Origin of the sequence: Nitratidesulfovibrio sp. 1201_IL3209 (assembly GCF_036763125.1) — a bacterium.
Classification (GTDB): Bacteria; Desulfobacterota; Desulfovibrionia; order Desulfovibrionales; family Desulfovibrionaceae; genus Cupidesulfovibrio.
Genome location: NZ_JBAIYT010000078.1, coordinates 1 through 609, shown reverse-complemented (window position 1 = coordinate 609; position 609 = coordinate 1). Strand labels below are relative to the sequence as shown.

Annotated in this window: 1 rRNA gene; it reads left to right on the top strand. The window is 53.7% G+C overall.

Going from position 1 to position 609, the window contains the following annotated elements:
* Positions 1-609: ribosomal RNA gene (locus V6B97_RS17115) — 23S ribosomal RNA — on the top strand; the annotation flags it as partial.

Sequence of the window (609 nt, the reverse complement as noted above, 5' to 3'; positions counted from 1 at the left end):
CGGTGATAGCTGGTTCTCCCCGAAATATATTGAGGTATAGCCTCGGGACATTGTCTTGCGGAGGTAGAGCACTGACAGGGCTAGGGGTCTCACCAGATTACCAAACCCTTTCAAACTCCGAATGCCGCCAAGATGTACCCCGGGAGTCAGACGGCGGGTGCGAAGGTCCGTCGTCAAAAGGGAAACAGCCCAGATCGACAGCTAAGGTCTCCAAATCCATGCTCAGTGGTCAAGGTGGTGGAGTTGTTCAGACAGCCAGGACGTTGGCTTAGAAGCAGCCATCGTTTAAAGAAAGCGTAATAGCTCACTGGTCTAATGACTCTGCGCCGAAAATGTAACGGGGCTAAGCATGGTACCGAAGCTTCGGGATCGCGCAAGCGATCGGTAGGGGAGCGTTCCCTGCGGGCAGAAGGTGTGCCGGAAGGCATGCTGGACTGCAGGGAAGTGATTATGCTGACATGAGTAACGATAAAACAGGTGAAAAACCTGTTCGCCGTAAACCCAAGGTTTCCTGGGTAAAGGTAATCTTCCCAGGGTTAGTCGGCCCCTAAGGCGAGGGCGAAAGCCGTAGCCGATGGGAAACGGGTTAATATTCCCGTACTTGCGCGA